Origin of the sequence: Paraburkholderia acidipaludis NBRC 101816 (assembly GCF_000684975.1) — a bacterium.
In the GTDB taxonomy this organism is placed as follows: domain Bacteria; phylum Pseudomonadota; class Gammaproteobacteria; order Burkholderiales; family Burkholderiaceae; genus Paraburkholderia; species Paraburkholderia acidipaludis.
In genome coordinates, this window is sequence record NZ_BAXZ01000014.1 from 138,262 (window position 1) to 165,129 (window position 26,868).

The window sequence follows — 26,868 nt, forward strand, 5'->3', positions numbered from 1 at the left end:
CCGTGCCCCGCGCGGCGGCGCCCTGCGCCCGTCGCGCAGGGCCGGCGCACCAGCTCATCCTCCATGTTCCGCACGTTCACGACCCTCTGGAAAAAGTGGCGCGCCTCGCGCAGCGCCGGCCATCAGCTCGACGCGCTGCTCGCCGTCGCCGACGCCGACGCCCCTTACGCGGAGCGCAGCGACTGGCTGATCGAGCTCGCGCACTGGATTCACCGAGGCGGCAAGCTCGACGCCGTGGCCAGCGCTCCGGACACCGCCGACGCCGCGCCCGGCAAGCCGCACCGCGCGCCGCCGGAGCATGCGCGCGTGCGCTACCTGCTGCACGTGCTCGACCGCAATCCGACGTGGAAAGCGAACGTGGGCGCCATGGTGCGCGAATTGCTGCGCGAGACCGACAGCATCTCGCTCCTGTGCGACGCCGGCATGCCGGTGCATTCCGGTCTCGTCGGCTCGCTCATGGAGCGCATCCAGGCGCAGCTGATTCCGCCCGCGCCGAACCGCCGCGACCTGGCGGCGCTGGTCGCGCTGATGTTTCCGGCCGCGCACGACCCCGAATGGATCGCGACGCTGCCGCTCGATCTGCTGAGCCGCCTGCGGGCGTTGATTGCCGGGCCGCAGGAGCAGGCGGCGGCCGAGGCATCGGTCGCCGCCGCCCGCGTTGCGAGTGCCGCCGCGCCCGCGGACGGCGCACCGGAATCGGCCGCCAGCACCGGAGCAGAGCCGCGCCCGAGCGACTTTTCCGTGGGTCTGCTGACAGCGCTCCACAACCTCACTTGCCAGATCAGCTCGACCGGGCTTTCGCCGACGGTGCGCAGCCGCCTGTCGAGCGACGACGCCCGCGTCGCCGTCGAACGTCTGCCGTTCTTCCGCCTGACCCGCGCGATGCTCGCCGTCGAGAATGCGCGCGACGCGGGCGAGCCCGACCGGCTGCTGCAGGAAGTCGCGTGGCTGCGCGTCCTGCTGGACGGCTGCCGCGAGGCCACCGACGACGTCTTCGCGCACCTCTACCGCAACGGCGTGCGCGTCGACACGGTGTTCCAGGTCGAACGCATGCGCATGCGGGTGCTGCGGGCAGAACGGCTGCTCGACGCATGGATGGCTTCCGACGATCTGCATGTGCAGGCGCGCCTTGTCGCGGACCTCGTGAAAGCGAACCAGGCGAGCCAGAGCGTGACGCACCTGCTGCGCAGCAACTTCGCGCTGCTCTCGCGCAAGGTGGTCGAGCTCTCCGCCGACACCGGCGAGCACTACATCGCCCGCGACCGCGCCGAATATCTGACGATGCTGCGCATGGCCGCCGGCGGCGGGCTCGTGACGGCGGTGACGGTGTACGTGAAGTTCGGCATCACGGGCGCGCATCTGCCTTCGATGATCGAGGGCGTGTTCGCGGGGCTCAACTACGCGGTGAGCTTCCTCGTCATGCACTTCTGCCATTTCTCGCTTGCCACCAAGCAGCCGGCCATGACCGCCCCGACGCTTGCCCGCGAACTCGACGGCGCCGACGAGCCGGCCGGGCGCACGCGCTTCGTCTCGTCGGTGGTGGCGCTGATCCGCACCCAGGCGGCGGCCGTGCTCGGCAACGTGCTGCTCGTGTTCCCCGCCTGCCTCGCGATCCAGCTCGTGTGCGGCTGGCTGTTCCACGCCAACCTGATCTCCCCGGCGAAGGCGCACGCCACGCTCCAGTCGTTCTCGCTCGTCGGCCCGACACCGTTTTACGCGGCGCTGACCGGCGTGCTGCTGTGGGCCTCGAGCGTGTTCTCCGGCTGGGCCGACAACTGGTTCGTGCTGCATCGCGTGGAAGACGCGCTCGCCTGGAACCGGCGCCTGCGCATGACGCTCGGCACCACGGGCGCCGCGCGTTTCGCGCATTTTTGCCGCGTCAACGTAGCGGGCGTGTGGGGCAATGTCGTCCTCGGGCTCATGCTCGGGATCGTGCCGGCCATCGTTTCGGCGATGGCGTTCCATTTCGAAGTGCGGCACGTGACGCTTTCGGCCGGCTCGATCGGCGTCGCGATGGGCGTGCTCGGCACCGCTACGCTCAGGTCCGGCGAACTCTGGTGGGCCGTTGCGGGCGTGGCCAGCATGGCGGTGCTGAACGTGACGGTGAGCTTCGCGTTTGCGCTGCAGATGGCGCTGCGCTCGCGCGACCTCGGGCGCAAGGACGTGCGCCCGATCATGCGCGCGATCTGGCGGCGCATCACGCGGCATCCGACCGACCTCGTATGGCCGATGCGCGCGCGGCAGAACACGGACGAGGCCGGGGGGCATTGAAGCAGACATTGAAGCGGATACTGAAGCGGCCGCCGGGACGGGCCGCCCTCGCAACCCGCGTACAATAGCGCCTTCCCCGCAGCGTCCCTTCCCCCTCATGTCTTTCGAATTCTTTGCCCCCTGCCCGCGCGGCCTCGAAGCCGCGCTCGCCGCCGAACTGGCCGAAACCGCCACACGGCGCCTGCCGCCCGGCGCGCTCACGGTGGGCGCCGACGTGCCCGGCGGCGTGCATTTCCGCGGCAACTGGGCCGGCGGCATGGCCGCGAACCTGCACTCGCGCATTGCGAGCCGCGTGCTCATGAAGATCGCCCAGGGCCCGTATCGCGGCGAGCAGGACATCTACACGCTCGCCTCCGGACAGCGTTGGGAACAGTGGTTCACGCCGAACGACACGCTGCGCGTCGACATCACGGCGATCAAGTCGCCGCTGCGCAGCCTGGAATTCGCGACGCTGCGCGTGAAGGACGCGATCTGCGACCGCATGCGCTCGAAGGCCGGCGCGCGCCCGAGCATCGACACCGCGTATCCCGACGTGCGCGTCTTTGCGTTCCTCACGGCCGGCGAGTGCACGCTCTACCTCGACACCTCCGGAGAGCCGCTCTTCAAGCGCGGCTGGCGCCTCGACAAGGGCGCCGCGCCGCTGCGCGAGAATCTCGCCGCCGGCATCCTGCGCCTGACCGGCTGGACGCCCGGCACGCCGCTCTATGATCCGATGTGCGGCAGCGGCACCTTCCTCGCCGAAGCAGCGCAGGTGGCGCTCGACATCGCGCCGGGACTCGAGCGCAGTTTCGGCTTCGAGCGTCTCAAGCAGTTCGACTCCGCTGCCTGGCGCCACCTGAAAAGCGAGGCGAACACCGCGCGCAACGCGGCGCAAAGCCGTCCGCACGAATTGCAGATTTACGGCAGCGACATTTCGGACGTGATGCTGGAGAAGGCGCGCGCCAACTTCGCACGCGCCGGGCTCGGCAGCGTGCCGCTCAAGCAGATCGACGCGCGCAACATGACGCCGCCCGCGGACGCGCCCGGCATTCTCGTGGCGAACCCGCCGTATGGCGAGCGGATCGAAGTGCGCGGCCGCAACGCGCGAGGCGAGGCGCGGCCCACCGCGCGCTCGATGCGCGACGATCGCGATGACCGGGACAACGGCGACGAAGGTTTCCGCCGCGCCGAAACCGATGCGCCCGACAGCGAGTTCTTCCAGGCGCTGGGCGACGCGCTCAAGCAGCGCTTCACGGGCTGGCGCGCCTTCGTGCTGACGTCGGACCGCAAGCTGCCCGGTCAACTGCGCCTGCGCGAGTCCGCGAAGACGCCGCTCTTCAACGGCGCGCTCGAATGCCGGCTGTTCCGCTTCGACCTGATCGCCGGCAGCGTGCGCCAACGTCCCGCCAGCAGCGGCGCGCAGACGGACGACCACGCCTGACCGGGCAACGGCGCCCGCCCTCGCACTGCGAGCGGGCGCCGCGCGGCCCTCGATACACCGCCGGAAAATCTTCGCACTCCAGACATAGCCCCGCCTCGCCGACGGTTGCCGATCGCTGCTGACAGTACGTTGTCAGCAGCAGCCAGGCACACTTCCCTTACGCCATCCGGCGAATCCGCCCTGTCCACCGTCAGTAGTCCGCATCCGAGGAGCGCATCATGTCGACCGAAGCATCCCGTGTCATCTCGTGGTTCGAAATTCCCGCGCACGATCTGGAGCGCGCCGCCCGCTTCTATGAAACGGCGCTCGATACGTCGCTGCAGCGCGAAGTGTTCGGCGGCGTGCCGATGGCGCTGTTCACGCACACCGAGGCCGAAACCGGCGGCTGCATCGTCTTCAATCCGCAGGACTTGAAGCCGGATTCGAAAGGCGTGCTCGTGTACCTGAACGCCCAGCCTTCCGTGACGGCGGTGCTCGACCGCGTCGAGAAGGCCGGCGGCAAGAAGCAGGGGCCGGCACTCGAGTTGCCGAACAACTATGGGTACATCGGCTTCTTCCTCGATACCGAAGGCAACCGCATCGGGCTGCACGCGGCGAAGCTCGCCTGAGGCATGGGTCACGCGGCGGCGCGGCCGGTTTGCGAGCGAGCGAACGGCCGCTCAGCGCCCGCCTTTGCGGGCATTGCCCGCGACCGGCGGCCCTCATGCGAGCGGCGCTATCATCGCGGCAGCGGCCGCTCTCAGCCAGGCGGCCGCCCCCTCGCCGATACTTCGTTGACCCCACGCGCTTTCGCCTATGTCACGTCGCGCTGACCGCCTCTTTCGCATTGCCGAGCTGTTGCGCGGCCGGCGCCTCACCACGGCGCAGCAGCTTGCCGAGTGGCTCGAGGTGTCGCCGCGCACGGTCTATCGGGATGTGCGCGACCTGCAGCTGTCCGGCGTGCCGATCGAGGGTGAGGCGGGCATCGGCTACCGCCTCGCGCGCAGCGCGAGCCTGCCGCCGCTCTCCTTCACCGCCGACGAGCTCACGGCCCTCGCCGTGGGCGCCCGCATGGCCGAATCGTGGGGCGGCGCCGCGCTCGCGGGCGGGGCGCGCAGCTCGCTCGCCAAGATCGCGGCCGCCATGCCCGCCGACAAGCGCGTGGTGCTCGAACGCCTCGCCGTATTCGTGCCGTCGTTTCACGTCGACCGGGCATTCTCCGAGAAGGTGGACGCGCTGCATCGCGCCGTCGACACACGGCTTGTCGTGCGCTTCGCCTATTGCGACCGGCTGGGCGCCCATACGGAGCGGCGCGTGTGGCCGCTCGGGCTCGTCTATTGGGGCGCACGCTGGACGGTGGGGGCGTGGTGCGAACTGCGCGAGGACTTCCGCAACTTCGACATCGCGCGCATGGACAAGGTCGAGGTGCTCGAAGCATTCCCCGATGTCAGCGGGCGGCGCCTCGCCGACTATATGCGCCGCGTGAAGGCGCCTTCGCGCTAACGGGCGGTACGCGGCGGCTCGCCCGTCGCTACGCCTCGCCTCCGCACGAAAAAAAGCGCGCATCGCTGCGCGCTTTGCATGGCCTGCCCGTAGGGACACGCGGCGTTCACTCCACCGCCTTCACCATCTCCTCGATCACCTTCTTGGCATCGCCAAAGACCATCATCGTCTTGTCCATGTAGAAGAGCTCGTTGTCGAGCCCCGCGTAGCCCGCCGCCATCGACCGCTTGTTCACGATGACCGTGCGCGCCTTGTACGCCTCGATGATCGGCATGCCCGCAATCGGCGACTTGGGATCGTTCTTCGCGGCCGGATTCACCACGTCGTTCGCGCCCAGCACCAGCACCACATCGGTCTGACCGAACTCGTTGTTGATGTCCTCCATCTCGAACACCATGTCGTAGGGCACCTCGGCCTCGGCCAGCAGCACGTTCATGTGGCCCGGCATGCGGCCCGCCACCGGGTGGATCGCGTAACGCACATCCACGCCTTTTTCGACGAGCTTGTCCGTGAGTTCCTTGAGCGCATGCTGCGCGCGCGCCACGGCGAGGCCATAGCCCGGCACGATCACGACGCTTTCGGCATTGCCGAGCATGAACGCGGCGTCGTCGGCGGAACCCGACTTCACCGGGCGCTGCTCCTGCGCGCCGCCCGCCGCCGCGCCGCCGGCCTCGGCGCCGAAGCCGCCCAGCAGCACGTTGAAGAACGAGCGGTTCATCGCGTGGCACATGATGTACGAGAGAATCGCGCCCGAGGAGCCCACGAGCGACCCGGCGATGATCAGCATCGCATTGTTCAGCGAGAAGCCGATGCCCGCCGCCGCCCATCCCGAGTACGAGTTCAGCATCGAGACCACGACAGGCATGTCCGCGCCGCCGATCGGGATGATGATGAGCACGCCGAGCGCGAACGCGATGAGCGTCATGATAATGAACGGCAGCCACGACTGCGTCAGGAAGAACAGGATCCCGAAGCCGATCATGCCGAGCGCGAGCATCAGGTTGATGAAGTGCTGGCCCGCATAGACGACCGGCGCGCCCTGGAAGAGCCGGAACTTGTACTTGCCCGAGAGCTTGCCGAATGCGATCACGGAACCGCTGAAGGTGATGGCGCCGACGAACGTGCCGATGAAGAGCTCGATGCGGTTGCCATACGGCAGGAAGCCCGGATACGGCGCATCCTCGGCCACGAGCCCGAACGCGGAAGGTTCGGAAACCACCGCGTAGGCAATGCACACGGCCGCGAGACCGATCAGCGAGTGCATGGCCGCGACCAGCTCCGGCATCTTCGTCATCTCGACGCGCCCGGCCACATAGGCGCCCACGCCCCCGCCGATCACCAGCGCGCCGAACAGCAGTCCGAGCCCCAGCCCGAGATTCGAGCCGAACTGTGCGGACTCCTTCACGATCAGCGCGACCGTGGTGAGGATCGCGATAGCCATGCCGGTCATGCCGAACACGTTGCCGGCGCGCGCGCTCTTCGGGTTCGAGAGGCCCTTGAGCGCCTGGATGAAGCAGACCGACGCCACCAGATAGAGCAGCGTAACGACGTTCATGCTCATCGTGCGCCCTCCTTCGACTCGAGCTTCTTCGGCTCCTTCTTGCGGAACATCTCCAGCATGCGCCGTGTGACGAGAAAGCCGCCGAACACGTTGACGGCCGCCAGCAGCACGGCAAACGTGCCGAAGAACTTGCCCGCGCCGCCCACCGTGAGCCCGGTGGCCAGCATCGCGCCGACGATCACGATCGCCGAAATCGCATTGGTCACGGCCATGAGCGGCGTATGCAGCGCCGGCGTGACGTTCCAGACCACGTGATAGCCCACGTACACGGCCAGCACGAAGATGATCAGGTTGATGACGGTATGATTGATGACTTCCATTGATTCGTTCTCCTCCTCGTCATGCCTTCTTCGTCACGGCCCCGTCGCGAGCCAGCAGCGTGGCCGCGACGATGTCGTCCGCGAGGTCGATGTTGAGCGTGCCTTCCTTCGTGAGTATCAGCTTCAGGAAGTCGAGCAGGTTGCGCGCGTAGAGCGACGAGGCGTCGGCGGCGACCATCGAAGCGAGGTTCGTGTAGCCGCAGATCTGCACGCCGTGCTGCGCGACCACCTGGTCGGCAACGGTGAGCGGGCAGTTGCCGCCGCGCCGGCCGCTGGCCGGATCGGCCACCGGGCCGCGACCCGCCGCGAGGTCGATCACCACCGAGCCCGGTTTCATCGCCCGCACGGTTTCGGCGGGCAGGAGCGTAGGCGCGTCGCGGCCCGGGATCAATGCGGTGGAGATCACCACGTCGGCCTGCTTCGCGCGCTCGTGGACCAGCGCCGACTGGCGCGCGAGCCACGACGGCGGCATGGGCCGCGCATAGCCGCCCACACCCTGCGCTGCTTCGCGCTCCTCATCGGTTTCGTAGGGCACGTCGAGGAACTTCGCGCCCAGCGACTCGATCTGCTCCTTGACCGCAGGCCGCACGTCCGAGGCCTCGATCACGGCGCCGAGGCGCTTCGCCGTGGCAATCGCCTGCAGGCCCGCCACGCCCGCGCCGAGAATCAGCACGCGCGCAGCCTTCACGGTGCCCGCGGCGGTCATGAGCATGGGCATGAACCGCGGGTAGAGATTCGCCGCGACGAGCACCGCCTTGTAGCCGGCGATGTTGGCCTGCGAGGACAAGACGTCGAGACTCTGCGCGCGCGTGGTGCGTGGCGCGGCTTCGAGCGCGAACGCAGTCAGCCCCGCCTCCGCGAGCTTTTGTGCGTTTTCCTCATTAAAGGGATCGAGCATGCCGACGAGCACGGCGCCGCGCTTCATGAACGGCAGCTCGCTGACGGCGGGCGATTGAACCTTGAGCACGAGGTCGGCGCCGAACGCGGCGGCGGCATCGGCGATCTGCGCGCCAACGCCGCTGTAGGCCTCGTCGGGGAAGCTCGCGCCGGCGCCCGCTCCGCTCTGGACGGTGACGGTGTGGCCCTGGGCGACGTATTTCTTGACTGTCTCCGGCGTCGCGGCCACGCGGCTTTCGTTGGCCCGCGTTTCTGCGGGTACTCCGATATGCATCGTTGAATCCTCCTCGACCTTCCAGCTATGTAAAGATTCGGGGGGCCGGCGAGGTGCGCCGGCAAGTATTCTTTTCTAATGCAACGGCATAAGGACACACCACTTTAACCGAAAGCCGGGGGCGGATCGACTCCAGAAAACCGGGGGTTGTGCGCCGCCGCGAGCTGTGGCGAGCATCGGCGGATAAACCGGCCGGCCGGTAAGCCCGGCCGCGCCTGCCACGTCCGCCGCCAGCAGCGCGAAGCGTGTGCCGGTAAAATGGCGGACCATGAACGAGGACACCTGGGCCCCGCACGTCACCGTGGCGGCCATCATCGAGCGCGACGGGCGCTTCCTGCTCGTCGAGGAACACACGCCGGCCGGCCTGCGGCTGAACCAGCCCGCGGGCCATCTGGAAGCGGGCGAAACGCTCGCCGAGGCCGTGATGCGCGAAACGCTCGAAGAGAGCGCATATGTGTTCGCGCCCGAGGCGCTGGTGGGCGTCTACATGACGCATTTCGGCAAGCCGGGCGAAAGCGGCGCGACCTATCTGCGCTTCACGTATTGCGGCACGGTTGGCGCTGCGCCCGAAGATCGCGCGCTCGACCCCGATATCGTCCGCACGGTATGGATGAGCGCCGAGGAACTGCGCGCCGTGCCCGAGCGTCACCGCACGCCGCTCGTGATGAAGTGCGTCGACGATTACCTCGCGGGCGTGCGCGTGCCGGTCGATTTCGTGCATGTGCACGCGGTGGGTCCCAAAGCGGGCCCCAAAGCGGGTCCTCAAGGTTGAAGGCAGCAAGAGAGATGAGCAAACGTAAAGTCGTGGTAGGCATGTCGGGCGGCGTCGATTCGTCGGTCACCGCATGGCTGCTCAAGGAGCAGGGGTTCGACGTCGTCGGTCTCTTCATGAAGAACTGGGAAGACGACGACGACGGCGAGTACTGCTCGACGCGCCAGGACTGGATCGACGTGGTGTCGGTGGCGGACCTGATCGGCATCGACGTCGAAGCGGTGAACTTCGCCGCCGAGTACAAGGACCGCGTGTTCGCCGAATTCCTGCGCGAATATTCGGCCGGCCGCACGCCGAACCCCGACGTGCTCTGCAATGCCGAGATCAAGTTCAAGGCGTTCCTCGACCACGCCATGTCGCTCGGCGCGGAAACGATCGCCACGGGCCACTATGCGCGCGTGCGCGAGAACGAACGCAACGGGCGTTTCGAACTGCTGAAGGCTTTCGATCACACCAAAGATCAGTCGTACTTCCTGCATCGTCTGAACCAGGCCCAGCTTTCGAAGACGATGTTCCCGCTCGGCGAGATCCCGAAGACGAAGGTGCGCGAGATCGCCGAACAGATCGGACTGCCGAACGCCAAAAAGAAGGACTCCACCGGCATCTGTTTCATCGGCGAACGGCCGTTCCGCGACTTCCTGAACCGCTACCTGCCCACGCAGCCAGGCCCGATGATGACGCCCGACGGCAAGGTGGTGGGCGAGCATATCGGCCTCGCGTTCTACACGTTCGGGCAGCGCAAGGGCATAGGCCTTGGCGGCAGCAAGGACGGCAGCGGCGACCCGTGGTTCGTGGCGGGCAAGGACATGGCGTCGAATACGCTTTACGTCGTGCAGGGCCACGATCACCCGTGGCTGCTCGCGCACGATCTGCGCGCCGGCAACGTGAGCTGGGTGGCGGGCGAACCGCCGGCCGAAGGCCACGCGTGCGGCGCGAAAACGCGCTACCGCCAGGCCGACGCGCGCTGCAGCTATGGCGCGGCCGTCTCGGACGAATCCGGCGAATCCGGCGAATCCGGCGAAGGCCGGTTCTCGCTGCACTTCCCCGAGGCGCAATGGGCCGTGACACCGGGCCAGTCGGCGGTGCTTTACGATGGCGACGTGTGCCTGGGCGGCGGCATCATCGAAGCAGTCGAGACGCTGGAGCCGCACGTCCCGGCCGTACCGCCGCCCGCGCCGGCGCGGGCGAAGCGGACCCGGCGCGCCCAGTCGCACACGCAAGGCGCGCCGGGCAAGAAACCCGCGCTGCTCGACAGCGCGGCAAGCAAGGCGTAAGGCACGCCTCGGCACCGCCCACTTTCCTGCCGGCTTCACGGCCAGTTTCACAAACTTGCGGCATCATTTGCGCCATCCGCGCCGCCGGACGGCGCGGCAGCAGCGCATCGCCCGTCCACGCGGGCCAAATGCGCGCACAAGGCCAAGCCAAGGAGCCCCCCATGTTTTCCCGACGTTATCTCGCGATGTGGATCGCCGTGCTCGTGACGGCAGTCTGCGCCGCCGCCGCGGCGCTGCATCATCTGTCGTGGCTGTGCGCCATCGTGCCCGCGCTGTTCGTCCTGCTCGGCCTCTACGACCTGACGCAGGAGCGCCACGCCATCCTGCGCAACTATCCGATCTGGGGCCATCTGCGCTTCTTCTTCGAGTTCGTGCGGCCCGAGATCCGCCAGTACTTCGTCGAGGACGACACCGACGAAAAGCCGTTCTCGCTCGCGCAACGCAGCCTCGTGTATCAGCGCGCCAAGAACGCCGTCGACAGCCGCCCCTACGGCACAGAGCTCGACGTGAAGGCCGTCGGCCACGAGTGGATCAGCCACTCGCTCGCGCCGACGAAGATCCCGGGCTGCGACTTCCGCGTGCTCGTGGGCGCGAGCCGCGCGCAACCCTATTCGATCTCGATCTTCAACGTCTCGGCGATGAGCTTCGGCTCGCTTTCCGCGAACGCGATCCGCGCGCTGAATCTCGGCGCGAAGAAAGGCGGCTTCGCGCACGACACAGGCGAAGGCTCGCTGTCGAAATATCACCGCGAGAACGGCGGCGACATCATCTGGGAAATCGCCTCGGGCTACTTCGGCTGCCGCAACGACGACGGCACCTTCAGCGCCGAGAAATTCCAGCGCCTCGCGGGCGAACCGCAGGTGAAGATGATCGAGGTGAAGCTCTCGCAAGGCGCGAAGCCCGGCCACGGCGGCATGCTGCTGGCCGCGAAGGTCACGCCGGAGATCGCCGAAACGCGCGGCATTCCGGTCGGCCAGGACTGCATCTCGCCGGCCCGCCATTCGGAGTTTTCCACGCCGCGCGGCCTGCTCGAATTCGTCGAGCGCCTGCGCACGCTCTCGGGCGGCAAGCCCACGGGCTTCAAGCTGTGCATCGGGCATCCGTGGGAGTTCTTCGGCATCGCCAAGGCGATGCTCGAAACGGGCATCCTGCCTGACTTCATCGTCGTGGACGGCGCCGAAGGCGGCACGGGCGCCGCCCCCCTCGAATTCACCGACCATATCGGCACGCCGCTGCAGGAAGGGCTGCTGCTCGTGCACAACACGCTCGTCGGCATCGGCCTGCGCGACAAGATCCGGATCGGCGCGAGCGGCAAGATCATCACGGCATTCGATATCGCGAAGACGCTCGCGATCGGCGCGGACTGGGTCAACTCGGCGCGCGGCTTCATGTTCGCGGTGGGCTGCATCCAGGCGCAGAAGTGCCACTCGGACCGCTGCCCGACCGGCGTGGCGACCCAGGACCCGGTGCGCCAGAAAGCGCTCAACGTGCCCGACAAGGGCGAGCGCGTGTTCAACTTCCACCACAACACGCTGCACGCGCTGCAGGAAATCCTCCAGGCCGCCGGTCTCGAAGGTCCGCAGGACCTGCGCGCACACCACATCGTGCGACGCATTTCCTCATACGAGGTCAAGCTGATGTCGGACCTGCTCAAGTACCTGAAGCCGGGCGACCTGCTCGAAGGCCGCTACCGCTATCAGCTGTACGAGAAGTGGTGGCCGGTCGCGCAGAGCGACTCGTTCGCGCCGGAAGCGGAAAAGATCGTCTGACCGGCCCGCGCGCGCGACGTGCGGCAGAGCGCAGCGAAGTAGAGTGAGGAACGGCGGCCCGATGCCGCCGTTTCTCACTCCAGGCGTCAGTTCTGCGGAAAGGTGTCCACGAACGACTGCCGCTGCGAGAGCTTCTCGAAGTGGCGCGCGAGGTTCGGATGCGGATCGCGCCAGTTCAGATCGGGCGTGCGGAAGTCGAGATAGCCGAGCGCACAGCCCACCGCGATATCGGCCAGCGTGTAGCGGTTGCCCGCGCACCACGTATTGCCCGCGAGGCCCTTGGCCAGCGCGTTCAGGCCCGCATCGACCTTGCGCCGCTGGCGCTCGATCCAGGCTTCGCTGCGCTGCTCGGGCGTGCGCAGCGTGCCTTCGAGGCGGATCGCCACGAGCGCGTCGAGAATGCCGTCGGCAAGCGCCTCCCAGCAGCGCACCTCCACGCGTTCGCGCCCCGACGGCGGAATCAGCTTGCCCACCGGCGAAAGCGTGTCGACGTATTCGCAGATCACGCGCGAGTCGAACACCGCCTCGCCGTCGTCCATCACGAGACACGGCACCTTGCCGAGCGGGGTGTAGTCGTGGATCGCCGTTTCCTCGCCCCACACGTTTTCGAGCACCAGCTTGTAGTCGATTTTCTTCTCGGCGAGCACGATCCGCGCCTTGCGGACGTACGGGCTGCCGAGCGAACCGATAAGTTTCATCGCACCTGCCTTTTCTGGAATCCGGCCGAAGTATACGTTGGATTGACGCTGTTCTGACGGCGTCCCCGGCGACCGGCCCGATTTATGCGATAACGATTGTGGGACGGATGCAACATCGGCCATCGATCGGCCGTTGTTGTGCGGCGAGTGCGCATCGCCGGCGCGGACACCCGAGCGGCATTGCCTGGGGGAGCGCTACAATCGCACGATGGACACGACCCTCACGCATGCTTCGGCGACCCCGGCGGCCACCCCGCTCCCCGATCAATCCGCCGCCGACACGCCGCGCGGCCCCGACGGCGGCGCGGCGCTCTACCGGGCGCGCCGCGAACGCGTGCTCGCCGCCATGCGCGCGCGCGGCGGCGGCATTGCGATCGTGCCCACGGCGCCCGAAGCGCTGCGCAACCGCGACGCCGACTACCCGTATCGCCACGACAGCTACTTCTATTACCTGACCGGCTTCACGGAGCCGGAAGCGCTGCTCGTGCTCGACGCGAATGCGAGCGACAACCAGCCCTCGTCCATCCTGTTTTGTCGCGCAAAGAATGCCGAGCGCGAGACGTGGGAGGGTTTCCGCTTCGGTCCGGAAGCGGCGCGCGAAGCATTCGGCATGGACGCCGCCTTCGCCCGCGACGAACTCGATGCGCGCATGCCGCAGCTCATCGCCAACCGGCCGGCGCTGCATTACGCGCTGGCCGCTTCGGAGCGCTTCGACGCCCAGGTGAGGGGCTGGGTCGACGCCGTGCGGGCGCTGGGACGCAGCGGCATCACGGCGCCGGCCGCGGCGTACGACTTGCTGCCGCTGCTCGACGACATGCGCGTGATCAAGGACGCCCATGAACTCGACACGATGCGCCGCGCGGCGAAGATCTCGGCGCTCGCGCACCGTCGCGCCATGGCCGCGTGCCGCCCCGGCATGCGCGAGTACGAAATCGAAGCCGAGCTGCTCTACACATTCCGCAAGCATGGCGCGCAAGGTCCGGCCTACGGCTCGATCGTTGCGGCCGGCGCCAACGCATGCGTGCTGCACTACCCGGCCGGCAACGCGGTGGCGCGCGAAGGCGACCTGATTCTGATCGACGCGGCGTGCGAGTTGAACGGCTATGCCTCCGACATCACGCGCACGTTCCCGGCCAGCGGGCGCTACACGAGCGCTCAGCGCGAGCTTTACGACATCGTGCTCGCGGCGCAGCAGGCGGCCATCGACGCGACGCGCCCCGGCGTGCACTTCGAGGCGCCGCACGATGCAGCCGTGCGCGTGTTGGCGCAAGGGCTGCTCGACACCGGCATCGTGGACCGCCAGAAGTTCGCGAGCGTGGACGACGTAATCGCCGAGCGCGCCTATGCGCGCTTTTACATGCACCGCACGGGCCACTGGCTCGGCATGGACGTGCACGATGCGGGCGATTACCGCGAACGCGGCCCGCAGAACGGCGCGCACATGGCGCCGGCCGGCGAAGCCGCGCCGCCGTGGCGCACGCTGCACCCCGGCATGACGCTCACGGTCGAGCCGGGCCTCTACGTGCGCGCGGCCGAAGACGTGCCCGAGCGCTACTGGGACATCGGCATCCGCATCGAGGACGACGCGATCGTGACCGAGGCGGGCTGCGAACTGATCACGCGCGACGTGCCGGTCGAGGCCGCCGAAATCGAAGCGCTGATGCAGGAAGCGCGCGGGCAGGCCTGAGCTCCCGGCGCCCGACGAGCAAGAACGAACCCGAAGAATCGCCATGAACGCAGCTTCCGAGACTCCCGCGGCCGTGCCGACGGACACCGCCATTGCGCCGTTCGACTACGACGTGACCATCGTCGGCGCCGGGCCGGTGGGCATGGCGCTGGCCGGCTGGCTCGCGCGGCGCAGCGCGACCGCCGCGCTGTCGGTCGCGCTGATCGATGCGCGCGAGCCCGAGGACAACAGCGGCGACCCGCGCGCCATCGCCGTCTCGCAGGGCAGCCGCACGCTGCTCGAGGCGCTCGCGTGGCCGCACGACGCCACCGCCATCGAACGCATCCACGTCTCGCAGCGCGGCCACTTCGGCCGCACGCTGATCGACCGCCACGACTACGATCTGCCCGCGCTGGGCTATGTCGCGCGCTACGGCTCGATCGTCCAGTCGCTCGCGCAAGGCGTGCGCCGCACGCCCGTGCATTGGCTGCATCGGACTCACGCGCTCGATCCCGTCGTCGAGCACGACGGCGTGACGCTGCCCGTCGTGAACGCGGGCGCCGAGCGCCGCCTGCGCACGCGCATCCTCGTGAACGCCGAGGGCGGCCTCTACCGGCCGCCTTCGGATCGCTCCGCGCACGGCGATCCCGACGCCGGCGCAAACGCGGCGAAAGAAGCCGCCGCACATGCCAACGGCGAAACGAAGCACACGCGCGACTATGGCCAGACGGCGCTGGTCGGCGTGGTGACGGTATCGGCGCCGCAGCCGCATGTCGCCTGGGAACGCTTCACGAACGAAGGCCCGATTGCGCTCCTGCCGATGGGCGGCGTGCGCGGCGCGGACTACGCGCTCGTCTGGTGCTGCTCGCCCGACGAAGGCACGCGGCGCGCGCAGCTTTCCGACGCCGACTTCCTCGCGGAACTCGGCGTCGCGTTCGGCTCGCGCATGGGCCGCTTCGCGCAGATCCACGGACGCGCGGCGTTCCCGCTCGGCCTTTCGGCGCTCGACGCGCTCGTGACCGGCCACGGCCGCATCGCGGCGGTAGGCAACGCGGCCCAGACACTGCATCCGGTCGCGGGCCAAGGGCTCAATCTGGGCCTGCGCGACGCGCACGCGCTCGCCGACTCGCTCGCCCAGCACGGCGCGACGCCGCTCGCGCTGGCCGACTTCGCGGGCCGCCGCGCCTTCGACCGGCGCATGACGATAGGCGCGACGGACACCCTCGCCCGGCTCTTCACCGTGGACGTCGCTCCGCTCGCCGCGCTGCGCGGGCTCGCGCTCACGGCGCTCGAATTCGTGCCGCCCATCAAGAAGGCGCTCGCCCGGCAGATGATGTTCGGCCAGCGGATCTGACACGCTACGGTTCGCTCCCTCTCGCCCCTTCCGTAGAGGGTCGAATCGCTTTTCAAGACGCCTTTCAAGAAATCTGCGGCGATGTCGTTATAGCGGCGTTGCACGGCGCTTCGCGGCAAGGTTTCGGCGCCGCGCGGCGCGACCGCGCATCTCGCTTACGCTAAAATATGCGTTTCCCCTTTTTCCAGCCGTAGCCGCGCCGGTGTTGCCGAGATTTTCGGGACGCATCGCGGCGGCGGTGTTTTCCGGGCGTCATGCTTACCATCGGCCGTCACATCCTGCGCAACAACCTGTTCGTCGCCCCCATGGCCGGGGTCACGGACCGGCCGTTCCGCCAGCTGTGCAAGCGCCTCGGGGCGGGCTACGCGGTCTCGGAGATGGTGGCTTCGAACGCCCAGCTCTGGAAAAGCGAAAAGACCCAGCGCCGCGCGAATCACGCGGGCGAGGTCGAGCCCATCGCCGTGCAGATCGCCGGCGCCGATCCGGCGATGATGGCCGAAGCCGCGCGCTACAACGTGGCGAACGGCGCGCAGATCATCGACATCAACATGGGCTGCCCGGCCAAGAAGGTGTGCAACGTGGCGGCAGGCTCCGCGCTGCTGCAGAACGAGCCGCTCGTCGCGCGCATCGTGAAGGCCGTGGTGGACGCCGTGGGCGTGGGCCCCGACGCGGTGCCCGTTACGCTGAAGATCCGCACGGGCTGGGACCGCCAGAACCGCAATGCGCTGAGCGTTGCGCGCATCGCAGAGGACTGCGGCATATCCATGCTGACCGTGCACGGCCGCACGCGCGCGGATCTCTACCACGGCGAAGCGGAGTACGAAACGATTGCCGCGGTGAAAGCCGCCGCGCGCATTCCGGTGGTGGCCAACGGCGACATCGCCTCGCCGCAGAAGGCACGCCACGTGCTCACCCTCACCGGTGCCGACGCGATCATGATCGGCCGCGCGGCGCAGGGGCGTCCGTGGCTCTTTCGGGAGATCGAACATTTCATCGCCACGGGCGAGCTGCTGCCGCCGCCGCGCGTCGACGAAATCCAGTCGATCATGAACGAGCATCTCGAAGACCATTACGCGTTTTACGGGGAATTTACGGGTGTGCGTACTGCGCGCAAGCATATCGGCTGGTACACTCGCGGCCTTTGCGGCGCCAATACGTTCCGGCACCGCATGAACACGCTGGACACCACACGCGAACAGCTCCTCGCCGTCAACCAGTTCTTCGACGAACAGAGAGCGCGCTCGGAGCGCCTCGTCTACGAGGACGAAAGCAACGAAAGCGGCCCAAAAGGCCGCGACGGCGAAGGCGAAACAACCGATCGACTGGCAGCATGAGCAAGCACAACATCGAACAATGCGTCCGCGAGAGTCTGGGCATCTACTTCCAGGATCTCGACGGCTCCAATCCGCACGACGTTTATGAAATGGTGATTTCGATCGTCGAAAAACCGATGCTCGAGGTGGTGCTCGAGCAAGCCGGCGGCAACCAGTCGCTGGCCGCCGAGTATCTCGGCATCAACCGCAACACGCTGCGCAAGAAGCTCCAGCAGCACGGCCTGCTGTAGGGCCGGCTTTCGAGCCTCTGGCGCGGCCTCCTCGATCTCTTCGGCTCCCTTCCCCATCATGATCCAGCAAGCGCTCATCTCCGTTTCCGACAAGTCGGGCATCGTCGACTTCGCGAAATCGCTCTCCTCGCTCGGCGTCAAGCTCCTCTCGACCGGCGGCACCGCGAAACTGCTCGCGGAAGCAGGCCTTCCCGTCACCGAAGTCGCCGACTACACCGGCTTTCCGGAAATGCTCGACGGGCGCGTGAAAACGCTGCATCCGAAGGTGCACGGCGGCATTCTCGCGCGCCGCGACCTGCCCGAGCACATGGCCGCGCTCGAGAAGCACGACATCCCCACCATCGACCTGCTGGTGGTGAACCTGTACCCGTTCGTCCAGACGATTTCGAAGAGCGAGTGCACGCTGGAAGAGGCGATCGAGAACATCGACATCGGCGGCCCGACCATGCTGCGCTCGGCGGCGAAGAACCATCGCGACGTGACCGTGATCGTCGACCCGGCCGACTACGCGACCGTGCTCGAAGAAATGCGCGCGAACGGCAACAGCGTGAGCTACGGCACGAACTTCCGCCTCGCGACCAAGGTGTTCGCGCACACCGCCCAGTACGACGGCGCGATCACGAACTACCTCACGAGCCTCACCGGCGAGCTCGAACACAAGTCGCGCAACACCTACCCCGCCACGCTGAACCTCGCCTTCGACAAGGTGCAGGACCTGCGCTACGGCGAGAACCCGCACCAGACCGCCGCGTTCTACCGCGACCTGGCCACCCCGGCCGGCGCGCTGGCGAACTACACGCAACTGCAGGGCAAGGAACTCTCGTACAACAACATCGCCGACTCGGACGCGGCGTGGGAATGCGTGAAGACCTTCGACGCGCCCGCCTGCGTGATCATCAAGCACGCGAACCCGTGCGGCGTAGCCGTGGGCGCCGATGCGCACGAGGCCTACTCGAAGGCGTTCCAGACCGACCCGACCTCGGCGTTCGGCGGCATCATCGCGTTCAACCGCGAAGTGGACGAAGCCGCGGCGCAGGCCGTGTCGAAGCAGTTCGTCGAAGTGCTGATCGCGCCGTCGTTCTCGGCTGCCGCGAAGGGCGTGTTCTCCGCCAAGCAGAACGTGCGTCTGCTCGAGATCGCTTTGGGCGAAGGCCATAACGCGTTCGATCTGAAGCGCGTGGGCGGCGGCCTGCTCGTGCAGTCGCTCGATTCGAAGAACGTGCAGCCGCACGAGCTGCGCGTGGTGACGAAGCGCCACCCCACTCCCAAGGAAATGGACGACCTGCTGTTCGCCTGGCGCGTCGCGAAGTTCGTGAAGTCCAACGCCATCGTGTTCTGCGCGAACGGCATGACGATGGGCGTGGGCGCGGGCCAGATGAGCCGCGTGGACTCGGCGCGCATTGCGAGCATCAAGGCCGAAAATGCGGGCCTCAAGCTCGCGGGCACGGCCGTGGCGTCGGACGCGTTCTTCCCGTTCCGCGACGGCCTCGACGTGGTGGTGAACGCGGGCGCGACCTGCGTGATCCAGCCGGGCGGCTCGATGCGCGACGACGAAGTGATCGCCGCCGCCGACGAACACAACATCGCCATGGTGGTGACGGGCATCCGCCACTTCCGTCACTAAACACTCGCGCACCGCGCGCCGCCTTCCGGTGGCGTGCAGGATGCTCCTCAAGGCCCGCCGGAGTGCATCCCGCGGGCCTTTTTGCTCGCCTCGCCCGCTCGCGGGCGGCGGCCCGTTCGTTGTAACATCGCAGGCACATCCGTTTTCCCCGCCCTTCATGAGAATCATCGGCATCGACCCAGGCTTGCGCGTTACCGGCTTCGGCGTGATCGAGCGGCACGGCCATCAGCTCACCTACGTCGCGAGCGGCGTGATCCGCACGGGCGACGCCGACCTGCCCACGCGCCTCGGCACGATCTACGAAGGCGTCTCCACGCTGATCCGCCAGCACGCGCCCGATCAGGCCGCGATCGAAAAGGTGTTCGTCAACGTCAATCCGCAGTCGACACTGCTGCTCGGGCAGGCGCGCGGCGCGGCCATCTGCGGGCTCGTTTCGGGCGGCGTGCCGGTGGCCGAATACACGGCGCTGCAACTGAAGCAGGCCGTAGTGGGTTATGGCCGCGCCACCAAGGAGCAGATGCAGCAGATGGTGGTGCGTCTGTTGAGCCTCACGGGCATGCCCGGCACCGATGCCGCCGACGCGCTCGGCATGGCCATCTGTCACGCCCACGGCAGCGATACGCTCACCGCGCTCGGCGGGCTCGCGCCCACGCTCGCGAAGAAGGGCATGCGGGTGCGGCGCGGGCGGCTGATCGGGTAGTCTCCCTTGCCCTCCTGGCCTTGCGGCCAACATCCGCCTTCGTCCGCTTTAGCTGTGCCGGCGGGCCCCGCGCTCCGCTACACTCACGCTTTCCCTCCTCACTGAATCCGTCATGATCGGTCGCATCGCCGGCGTCCTGCTGGAAAAAAATCCGCCGCACCTGCTCGTCGACTGCAACGGCGTGGGCTACGAAATCGACGTGCCCATGAGCACGTTCTACAACCTGCCCGGCACCGGCGAAAAAGTCGTGCTGCTCACGCAGACGATCGTGCGCGAGGACGCCCATCTGCTCTACGGCTTCGGCACGCAGCAGGAGCGCGCCACGTTTCGCGAGTTGCTCAAGATCAGCGGCATCGGCGCGCGCATGGCGCTCGCCGTGCTGTCGGGCATGAGCGTGCACGAACTGTCCCAGGCCGTCACGCTGCAAGACGCCGCGCGTCTCACCCGCGTGCCGGGCATCGGCAAGAAAACCGCCGAGCGCCTGCTGCTCGAACTCAAGGGCAAGCTTGGCGCCGATCTGGGCGCGATGGCCGCGGCCGCCTCGCCGTCCGATCACGCCAACGACATCCTCAACGCGCTGCTCGCGCTCGGCTATTCCGAGAAGGAAGCGCTCGCCGCCATCAAGAACGTGCCGGCCGGCACCGGCGTCTCCGAGGGCATCAAACTGTCGCTGAAAGTGCTCTCGAAGGCCTGACGCAAAGGCGCTCGAAAGCAGCCTCCGGCGGTTAGTTGCACTAGCAGCGCTTTGGCCGAAGCCGCCCCGCCCGCGCGGGCCTTGCGCGGTACAATCGCTGCATGATCGAAACCGACAAACTCGCCGCCAACCGCGCCGGCGCGGAACGCGTGATCGCTGCCACGCCGGCCTCGCCCAACGAGGAGGTGTTCGAGCGCGCGCTGCGTCCGCGCCAGCTCGACGAATACGTGGGCCAGGAGAAGGTGCGCGGCCAGCTCGAGATTTTCATCGAGGCCGCGAAGCGCCGCTCGGAGCCGCTCGATCACGTACTGCTGTTCGGGCCGCCGGGCCTCGGCAAGACCACGCTCGCGCACATCATCGCGCGCGAAATGGGGGTCAATCTGCGGCAGACCTCGGGGCCGGTGCTGGAGCGCGCGGGCGACCTCGCGGCGCTGCTCACGAACCTCGAACCCAACGACGTGCTGTTCATCGACGAGATTCACCGGCTCTCGCCCGTCGTCGAGGAAATCCTGTATCCGGCGCTGGAGGACTACCAGATCGACATCATGATCGGCGAAGGCCCCGCCGCGCGCAGCGTGAAGCTCGATCTGCAGCCGTTCACGCTCGTCGGCGCGACCACGCGCGCGGGCATGCTGACGAACCCGCTGCGCGACCGCTTCGGCATCGTCTCGCGGCTCGAGTTCTACAACGCACAGGAGCTCTCGCGCATCGTGCAGCGCTCGGCCTCGCTACTCGGCGCGCACATTCATCCCGACGGCGCGCTCGAAATCGCGCGGCGCTCGCGCGGCACGCCGCGTATCGCCAACCGCCTGCTGCGGCGCGTGCGCGACTACGCTGAAGTGAAGGCCGACGGCGCGATCACCGCACCCGTCGCCGACGCCGCGCTCAAGATGCTCGACGTCGATCCCGTGGGCTTCGACCTCATGGACCGCAAGCTGCTCGAAGCGATCCTGCACAAGTTCGACGGCGGCCCGGTGGGCGTCGACAACCTCGCCGCCGCGATCGGCGAGGAGCGCGACACGATCGAAGACGTGCTGGAACCGTACCTGATCCAGCAGGGCTATCTGCAGCGCACGCCGCGCGGACGCGTGGCGACGCTGCTGACCTACCGGCACTTCGGGCTTGCCGCGCCGGACTCGGCGGCTTCGGGCGGCCTCTGGGACCCGAACGCGTCCTGATGTGCGCTAGGCCGTCACGCGAGCACAAACGATGTCCGAGCAACACGCAGGCCGCCGCCACGACACCCCCGAGCCCACCGGGCTCGCCGCGCAACTCAAGCAACGCGTGCGCATGGCGCTGGCCGAAAGCGTCACGCATCTGACCACGGGCAGCGGCCCGAAGCTCGATTACTCTTCGCCGCCCGGCGATCCCGGTCTCTTCGGCCCCGAAGCCGTCTGCTGGACCGTGCACGCCGACTTCGCCTCGATGATGGCGGGCGGCATCAGCGCGCTGCTGCTGCAAGCGCTGCACCCGCTGGCGCTGGCCGGCGTATGGGATCACTCCACGTTTCGCAGCGATATCCTGGGGCGCCTGCGCCGCACGGCGACTTTCATTGCGGGCACGACCTACGGCAGCCGCGCCGACGCGCTCGCGCTGATCGAGCGGGTGAAAAAGATTCACGAGAGCGTGACCGGCACCGCGCCCGACGGGCGCCCGTATCGGGCGAGCGATCCGGCGCTGCTCACGTGGGTCCATGTCGCGGAGGTCTCCAGCTTCCTCACGGCGCACCTGCGCTATGTGAACCCCTTGCTGCCCGGTGCCGCCCAGGATCAGTACTACGCGGAGACCTCGACCATCGCGCGGCTCCTGGGTGCAACCGCCGTGCCGGCTTCGCGCGCCGAAGTCGCGGCTTATCTGCAGTCCATGCAAGCGGAGCTCGTTGCGAGCGAGCGCACGCGCGAAGTCGTGCGCGTGCTGATGAACGCGCCTGCGCCGCGCCCGGCCATGCGGCCCGCGGGCGCGCTGATGCGTCAGGCCGGCATCGACCTGCTGCCGCCGTTCGCGCTGCAGCTGCTCGGCTTCGACAGCTTCGCGCGCGTGCGCCGCGCGCTCGTGCAGCCGGGCATGCGCACGGTCGCGCCGGTGCTGCGCTGGGCGCTCGTCAACGGCGTATCGAAACGTGCGCGGCGGCGCGCGGCCGCGCAGCCTCGCTGACCCGCACGACGGACGACGACGGGCAAAAAAAACGGCCAGCCCGCGAATGCCGGCTGGCCGCTTCGCGCACGTCGTCTGACGTGCAGCGCGTACCGCGTCTTACATCTTCACCACGTCGAGCAGCGTCTTCTTGCCGGCCTTGTAGTCATACAGCGAAATCACGCCGTGCTTGAGGTCGCCCTTCGAATCGAAGCTCGTCTCGCCAATCACACCCTTGTAGTCGGTGGTCGGGATTTCGGCCAGGATCTTCGCCGGATCGATCGAGTTCGCGCGCTTCATCGCGTCGACGACGATGTACACGGCGTCATACGTGAACGGTGCGTCGAATTCGATCGGATGGCCGAAGCGCTTCTCGTACTTCGCCGCAAACGCCGCGCCGCCGTTCATGCGCTCGACCGCCATGCCGGCCTGCGAGCACACGATGTTGTCGGCCGCCGGGCCCGCGAGCTGCGCGAGGCTTTCCGTGCAGACGCCGTCGCCCGCGAGGATCTTCGCGCGCAGGCCCAGTTGCTTCGCCTGCTTCGCGAACGGGCCGCCGGTGGCGTCCATGCCGCCGTACATGATCGCGTCGGGGTTCTCGCCCTTGATCTTTGTGAGAATCGCGCGGAAATCGACAGCCTTGTCGTTGGTCGCGTCGTGCGACAGCACCTTCAGGCCGAGCGACTTCGCGGTCTTCTCGAACTCGTTCGCGAGACCCTGGCCGTAGGCCGTCGAATCGTCGACGACGGCGACGCTCTTCACGTTCAGCGTCTTCGCTGCGTAGTCGGCCAGTGCCGGACCCTGCTGCGCGTCGGTGGCGACGACGCGGAAGGTCGTCTTGAAGCCCTGCTGCGTATAAGCGGGGTTCGTGGACGACGGCGAGATCTGCACGATGCCCGCGTCGCTGTAGATCTTCGACGCCGGGATCGAGGCGCCCGAGTTCAGGTGGCCGATCACGGCCACGACCTTGTCGTCCACCAGCTTCTGCGCAACCTGGGTCGCCTGGCGCGGGTCGGCGGCGTCGTCCTGGCCGTCGAGCTGCAGCGTGACCTTCTGGCCGTTGATGACGAGGCCCTTCGCGTTGATTTCCTCGATGGCGAGGCGCGCGCCGTTCTCGTTGTCCTTGCCGAGGTGAGCCGAGCCGCCCGTGAGCGGACCGACGTGGCCGATCTTGACGATCTCGTCGGCCGAAGCGTTGGCGGACATCGCTGCGAACGCAACGACGGCGGCGCTGACCGCCAGCATGTGAAGCTTGAACGTCATTCGAATCTCCTGCTTGTTTTCCGGGAATTACCTTTCGTCTACCGCCTTGGCCCGCGCGAGGCGCAGCACGCGCGCGTCCTCTTCAACGCGCGGCCGGTCTCGAGCGCCGCGGAAAATACGGCGCGCAAGCCCCATGGCCGGCGCGGCGCAAAGGTCGGAGGAATGGTAACAGCCAGCCCGCTATTCGGGATAGCGATTGGAAAGGGAGCGTAAGAAGGCGGTAAGAGGGGTTGACGGCACAGCGAAAATCGGTCTCCCTGGCCGTCAATGGCGTAGCGCGTCAGCGGCCGGGTTCGGCTGCGCGCTTGAAACCGTCGTCGGCGCTCACGCCGCCCAGATGTGCGACGTCGCCCCACTCCGCGATACTGGCCTGCGTGACATAGCCGTCGCTCTCGAAATCGACGAGGTTCATGCTCGTATTGAGGAGCGGCCAGTTGCGCGGCGCATCGAGCGCGAGGCCCCTGGCGAAACGGTAGACGCAATCGAGCACGCCGCCGTGCGTGACCACCGCGATGCGGCCGCCGGGATGCATCGCGATCAGCGGCTCCAGCGCATGCAGCACGCGATGATAGAACGCGCGCTGCGATTCGCCCTCGGGCGGCGTGAAGCCGGGATCGCGTGTTTGCCAATGAGCATATTCGTCCGGAAAACGCTCGGCGATTTCGTCGCTGTCATGTCCCTGGAACGCGCCGTAATGACGCTCGCGCAGGCCCGGCGCGAGCTGCACCGGCAAATGCAGGGCTTCGGACACCGGTTGCGCAGTCTGTTGCGCGCGCAACAGGTCGCTGGACCAGATCGCATCGAGACGCGAACCTGCCTGCGCCGCCGCGGCGAGACGGCGCCCGAGTTGCTGCGCCTGCTCGATGCCGCTTTCGGCCAGCGGAATGTCGATGTGGCCCTGGATGCGCTTGATGCGGTTCCAGGCCGTTTCACCGTGGCGGATAAAGAGGATTTGCGTAGTCATGGAGCGGCGCGAAGTCTCACGGGGAATCAGTCAGTTGCGCACTTGCAGCCAGAACGTCACCGGGCCGTCGTTGACGAGCGACACCTGCATGTCCGCGCCGAACTCGCCGGTCTCGACGTGTGGATGCTTCGCGCGCGCTGCCGTGACGAAGTAATCGAAGAGCCGGCGGCCCTCGTCGGGCGGCGCCGCGGGCGTGAAGCTCGGACGCAAACCGCTGTTGGTGTCGGCGGCCAGCGTGAACTGCGAAACGAGCAGGAGACCGCCCGCCGCGCCGTTGCCGTCGATATTCTGCACCGGCAGGTTCATCTTCCCCGCCGCGTCGCTGAACACGCGGTAGCCCAGCAGCTTCGCGAGCAGCTTGTCCGCGTTGGCGTCGGTATCGCCGCGCTCGGCGCAGACGAGCGCGAGCAGCCCCTGGCCGATCGCACCGGTCACGCGGTCGTCCACGCGCACTTCGGCGCGGCGCACACGCTGAATCAGGGCGATCATCAGGCCGTGAGCGTCACGCGCGCGAAGCGGCGCTTGCCGACCTGCACGACGAAGTCGCCGGCCTCGATCTTCAGGCCCTTGTCGGACACGGTCGTGCCGTCGATCTTCACACCGCCCTGCTCGATGTTGCGCAGCGCCTCGCTCGTGGACGGCACGAGGCCGGCCTGCTTGAGCAACTGGCCGATCGCGAGCGGCGCGCCCGTGAGCGTGACCGCGGGAATATCGTCCGGCACACCGCCTTTGGCGCGGTGATTGAAGTCGTCGAGCGCGTGCTCGGCGTCCGCCTGCGAATGAAAGCGCGCAACGATTTCCTGAGCGAGCAGCACCTTGAAGTCGCGCGGATTGCGTCCCGCCTCGGCTTCCTTCCGGAAGCCCTCGATCTCGGCCATCGGACGGAACGACAGGAGCTCGAAGTAACGCCACATCAGCACGTCGGAGATGCTCATCAGCTTGCCGAACATGTCGTTGGGCTTCTCGCTGATGCCGATGTAGTTGTTCTTCGACTTCGACATCTTCTCGACGCCGTCGAGCCCTTCCAGCAGCGGCATCGTGAGTATGCACTGCTGCTCCTGGCCGTACTGCTTCTGCAGCTCGCGGCCCACGAGCAGGTTGAACTTCTGGTCCGTGCCGCCGAGTTCGAGGTCGGCATTGAGCGCGACCGAGTCGTAACCCTGCATCAGCGGGTAGAGGAATTCGTGGATCGAAATCGGCACGCCGCCCTGGAAGCGCTTGGTGAAGTCCTCGCGCTCGAGAATGCGCGCGACCGTGTAGCGCGATGCGAGCTTGATCATGCCGTCGGCGCCGAGCGGCATCGACCATTCGCTGTTGTAGCGGATCTCGGTCTTCTCGCGGTCGAGCACGAGCGCCGCCTGCTCGAAGTACGTCTTCGCGTTCGACTCGATCTGCTCGCGCGTGAGCGGCGGACGCGTGGCGTTGCGGCCCGACGGATCGCCGATCAGCGAGGTGAAGTCGCCGATCAGGAAGATCACGGTGTGGCCGAGATCCTGAAGCTGGCGCATCTTGTTGAGCACGACCGTGTGGCCGATATGGATGTCGGGCGCGGTCGGATCGAGGCCAAGCTTGATGCGCAGGGGCTTGCCCGTTGCGGCGCTCTTCGCGAGCTTCTGCTGGAATTCTTCTTCGATCAGCAGTTCGTCGACGCCGCGCTTCGTGACAGCGAGCGCGTGCCGAACTTCGTCGGTGACCGGGAAGACGCTGGGAGCGCTGCGGGATTGGGTGGAATCGGTGCTCATGCTTCGATCATAAAGTTCGGTTTAGTCCGCAATTTTACGTGATTCGACTCGCCGCACCGAAGTTTGCCTGATCGTGGCGCCGCAAACCGGCTGGCTCACGAACGGGCCACGACGCGTTCAACGCGCGGCGCACCGCGAGCGCGCGCCTGCCAGAGGTCGTACGCCGCCTGCTGGGCGAGCCACAAATCGGCCCGGCCGCCGTTTTCTTCGCCAAGCCACGCCTCGAGCCGCAACGCCATTTCGGGCGAAATCCCGGCGCGGCCGTTCAGCACGCGCGAGAGCGCGGCACGCGTGACGCCGAGCTGGGCGGCGGCCTCGGTCACGGTGAGACCCAGTTCGGGAAGAATGTCGTCCCGCAACGCTTCTCCGGGATGGGGCGGGTTGTGCATGCGTATCATGTCGCTCATCTTCGAGGTGCCTCAGTGA

25 protein-coding genes are annotated in these 26,868 nt (G+C 67.6%); 16 read left to right on the forward strand and 9 right to left on the reverse strand.

Translation table 11 applies throughout. The annotated features are described in order from the left end of the window. Positions 1-63: 63 nt before the first annotated feature. The 4 genes from BAC01S_RS16765 to BAC01S_RS16780 all read left to right on the forward strand — a co-directional run bounded on the left by BAC01S_RS16765 (position 64) and on the right by BAC01S_RS16780 (position 5,173). A complete protein-coding gene (locus tag BAC01S_RS16765) occupies positions 64-2,271 on the forward strand; it encodes a site-specific recombinase (RefSeq protein ID WP_027795812.1) in 2,208 nt (735 codons plus the stop codon). A gap of 97 nt (positions 2,272-2,368) precedes the next feature. Beyond that, positions 2,369-3,691 (forward strand): THUMP domain-containing class I SAM-dependent RNA methyltransferase, encoded by a 1,323-nt coding sequence (locus BAC01S_RS16770; protein WP_027795813.1) that lies wholly within the window; start codon positions 2,369-2,371, stop codon positions 3,689-3,691. A gap of 218 nt (positions 3,692-3,909) precedes the next feature. After that, a complete protein-coding gene (locus tag BAC01S_RS16775; protein WP_043202529.1) occupies positions 3,910-4,299 on the forward strand; it encodes a VOC family protein in 390 nt (129 codons plus the stop codon). Between the two features lie 187 nt (positions 4,300-4,486). Further along, positions 4,487-5,173, forward strand: a complete 687-nt coding sequence (locus tag BAC01S_RS16780) for a helix-turn-helix transcriptional regulator (RefSeq protein WP_027795815.1) — start codon at positions 4,487-4,489, stop codon at positions 5,171-5,173. Positions 5,174-5,279: 106 nt separating this feature from the next. Here BAC01S_RS16780 and BAC01S_RS16785 read toward each other — a convergent pair whose 3' ends face one another. From BAC01S_RS16785 to BAC01S_RS16795, 3 genes are read right to left on the reverse strand one after another with little or no spacing between them, the layout of a single operon-like run. Beyond that, positions 5,280-6,734: an NAD(P)(+) transhydrogenase (Re/Si-specific) subunit beta gene (locus tag BAC01S_RS16785; protein ID WP_027795816.1), complete on the reverse strand. Its 1,455-nt coding sequence runs from the start codon at positions 6,732-6,734 to the stop codon at positions 5,280-5,282. Then, positions 6,731-7,054, reverse strand: a complete 324-nt coding sequence (locus BAC01S_RS16790; RefSeq protein WP_027795817.1) for an NAD(P) transhydrogenase subunit alpha — start codon at positions 7,052-7,054, stop codon at positions 6,731-6,733. The genes BAC01S_RS16785 and BAC01S_RS16790 overlap by 4 nt, the downstream gene beginning before the upstream one ends. Before the next feature lie 19 nt (positions 7,055-7,073). Continuing rightward, entirely contained in the window at positions 7,074-8,225 is a 1,152-nt protein-coding gene (locus tag BAC01S_RS16795; protein ID WP_027795818.1) for a Re/Si-specific NAD(P)(+) transhydrogenase subunit alpha, read from the reverse strand. Positions 8,226-8,493: 268 nt separating this feature from the next. Between BAC01S_RS16795 and BAC01S_RS16800 the strand changes: the two genes are divergently transcribed. The 3 genes from BAC01S_RS16800 to BAC01S_RS16810 all read left to right on the forward strand — a co-directional run bounded on the left by BAC01S_RS16800 (position 8,494) and on the right by BAC01S_RS16810 (position 12,040). Then, positions 8,494-8,997 (forward strand): NUDIX hydrolase, encoded by a 504-nt coding sequence (locus tag BAC01S_RS16800; RefSeq protein ID WP_027795819.1) that lies wholly within the window; start codon positions 8,494-8,496, stop codon positions 8,995-8,997. Positions 8,998-9,011: 14 nt separating this feature from the next. After that, positions 9,012-10,271, forward strand: coding sequence for a tRNA 2-thiouridine(34) synthase MnmA (gene mnmA / locus BAC01S_RS31575; RefSeq protein WP_043202534.1), 1,260 nt, complete (start codon positions 9,012-9,014; stop codon positions 10,269-10,271). A gap of 161 nt (positions 10,272-10,432) precedes the next feature. After that, on the forward strand, positions 10,433-12,040 hold the full coding sequence (locus tag BAC01S_RS16810) for an FMN-binding glutamate synthase family protein (RefSeq protein WP_027795820.1): 1,608 nt from the start codon (positions 10,433-10,435) through the stop codon (positions 12,038-12,040). Between the two features lie 86 nt (positions 12,041-12,126). Here the strand turns inward: BAC01S_RS16810 and BAC01S_RS16815 are convergent, their stop codons facing one another. Beyond that, positions 12,127-12,738 (reverse strand): glutathione S-transferase C-terminal domain-containing protein, encoded by a 612-nt coding sequence (locus tag BAC01S_RS16815; RefSeq protein WP_027795821.1) that lies wholly within the window; start codon positions 12,736-12,738, stop codon positions 12,127-12,129. A 208-nt stretch (positions 12,739-12,946) separates the two neighbouring features. Between BAC01S_RS16815 and BAC01S_RS31580 the strand changes: the two genes are divergently transcribed. The 9 genes from BAC01S_RS31580 (at position 12,947) to BAC01S_RS16860 (ending at position 22,494) form a co-directional block, all read left to right on the forward strand. Beyond that, positions 12,947-14,425: an aminopeptidase P N-terminal domain-containing protein gene (locus tag BAC01S_RS31580; protein WP_084168619.1), complete on the forward strand. Its 1,479-nt coding sequence runs from the start codon at positions 12,947-12,949 to the stop codon at positions 14,423-14,425. Positions 14,426-14,468: 43 nt separating this feature from the next. Further along, on the forward strand, positions 14,469-15,758 hold the full coding sequence (locus BAC01S_RS16825; protein WP_027795822.1) for a UbiH/UbiF/VisC/COQ6 family ubiquinone biosynthesis hydroxylase: 1,290 nt from the start codon (positions 14,469-14,471) through the stop codon (positions 15,756-15,758). A 254-nt stretch (positions 15,759-16,012) separates the two neighbouring features. Further along, a complete protein-coding gene (gene dusB / locus BAC01S_RS16830) occupies positions 16,013-17,092 on the forward strand; it encodes a tRNA dihydrouridine synthase DusB (RefSeq protein ID WP_027795823.1) in 1,080 nt (359 codons plus the stop codon). Continuing rightward, positions 17,089-17,322, forward strand: coding sequence for a Fis family transcriptional regulator (locus BAC01S_RS16835; protein ID WP_027795824.1), 234 nt, complete (start codon positions 17,089-17,091; stop codon positions 17,320-17,322). The genes dusB and BAC01S_RS16835 overlap by 4 nt, the downstream gene beginning before the upstream one ends. A 58-nt stretch (positions 17,323-17,380) precedes the next feature. Next, positions 17,381-18,946, forward strand: coding sequence for a bifunctional phosphoribosylaminoimidazolecarboxamide formyltransferase/IMP cyclohydrolase (gene purH / locus BAC01S_RS16840; RefSeq protein WP_027795825.1), 1,566 nt, complete (start codon positions 17,381-17,383; stop codon positions 18,944-18,946). A gap of 157 nt (positions 18,947-19,103) precedes the next feature. Further along, positions 19,104-19,646 carry a crossover junction endodeoxyribonuclease RuvC gene (gene ruvC, locus BAC01S_RS16845; protein ID WP_027795826.1) on the forward strand — a complete coding sequence of 181 codons (543 nt, stop codon included), beginning with the start codon at positions 19,104-19,106 and terminating at the stop codon, positions 19,644-19,646. A 112-nt stretch (positions 19,647-19,758) separates the two neighbouring features. Then, positions 19,759-20,340, forward strand: coding sequence for a Holliday junction branch migration protein RuvA (ruvA, locus tag BAC01S_RS16850; RefSeq protein ID WP_027795827.1), 582 nt, complete (start codon positions 19,759-19,761; stop codon positions 20,338-20,340). Positions 20,341-20,441: 101 nt separating this feature from the next. After that, positions 20,442-21,518, forward strand: coding sequence for a Holliday junction branch migration DNA helicase RuvB (gene ruvB / locus BAC01S_RS16855; RefSeq protein ID WP_027795828.1), 1,077 nt, complete (start codon positions 20,442-20,444; stop codon positions 21,516-21,518). Positions 21,519-21,549: 31 nt separating this feature from the next. Further along, entirely contained in the window at positions 21,550-22,494 is a 945-nt protein-coding gene (locus BAC01S_RS16860; RefSeq protein WP_027795829.1) for an oxygenase MpaB family protein, read from the forward strand. 99 nt (positions 22,495-22,593) lie between these two features. Here the strand turns inward: BAC01S_RS16860 and BAC01S_RS16865 are convergent, their stop codons facing one another. The 5 genes from BAC01S_RS16865 to BAC01S_RS16885 all read right to left on the reverse strand — a co-directional run bounded on the left by BAC01S_RS16865 (position 22,594) and on the right by BAC01S_RS16885 (position 26,840). After that, entirely contained in the window at positions 22,594-23,736 is a 1,143-nt protein-coding gene (locus BAC01S_RS16865; RefSeq protein ID WP_027795830.1) for a branched-chain amino acid ABC transporter substrate-binding protein, read from the reverse strand. A 280-nt stretch (positions 23,737-24,016) separates the two neighbouring features. Continuing rightward, complete coding sequence (locus BAC01S_RS16870; RefSeq protein WP_027795831.1) at positions 24,017-24,700, reverse strand: histidine phosphatase family protein; 684 nt, start codon at positions 24,698-24,700, stop codon at positions 24,017-24,019. 30 nt (positions 24,701-24,730) lie between these two features. Then, entirely contained in the window at positions 24,731-25,189 is a 459-nt protein-coding gene (gene dtd / locus BAC01S_RS16875) for a D-aminoacyl-tRNA deacylase (protein WP_027795832.1), read from the reverse strand. Further along, the gene (tyrS, locus tag BAC01S_RS16880; protein WP_027795833.1) at positions 25,189-26,442 is read right to left on the reverse strand and encodes a tyrosine--tRNA ligase; all 1,254 of its coding nucleotides are present in this window, start codon (positions 26,440-26,442) and stop codon (positions 25,189-25,191) included. Before tyrS ends, dtd begins: the two co-directional genes overlap by 1 nt. Positions 26,443-26,537: 95 nt before the next feature. Beyond that, positions 26,538-26,840: a HigA family addiction module antitoxin gene (locus BAC01S_RS16885; protein ID WP_027795834.1), complete on the reverse strand. Its 303-nt coding sequence runs from the start codon at positions 26,838-26,840 to the stop codon at positions 26,538-26,540. Positions 26,841-26,868: the final 28 nt, after the last annotated feature.